A 246-nucleotide genomic window follows, 5' to 3' on the forward strand; every position below is an offset into this window, starting at 1 on the left:
TAGGCGTTATCCGTGATGGTGATAAGAAAGAGTTTGATGTCACGCTCGGCGAATCACAGCTTCAGCAAACCAAAGCAGAACAGCTTCATCCTGGATTAACTGGCGCTGCGCTCAGTAACACCAAAGATTCTGATGGATACAAGGGCGTGAAAGTGACTTCTGTTTCCGAAGGTTCTCCGGCCGCTTCCTATCAGATCGAGCAAGGCGACATTATTGTCGGTGTTAACCGTCAAGTGGTGACTAACC

1 protein-coding gene is annotated in these 246 nt (G+C 48.8%); it reads left to right on the plus strand.

Annotated elements, in window-relative coordinates; genetic code table 11:
- Window positions 1-246: PDZ domain-containing protein (locus tag AB4585_RS22320; protein ID WP_372170998.1), on the plus strand; the 246-nt coding region annotated here is incomplete at both ends.

The organism is Vibrio sp. 10N.222.49.C9 (assembly GCF_041474985.1).
Classification (GTDB): domain Bacteria; phylum Pseudomonadota; class Gammaproteobacteria; order Enterobacterales; family Vibrionaceae; genus Vibrio; species Vibrio crassostreae_C.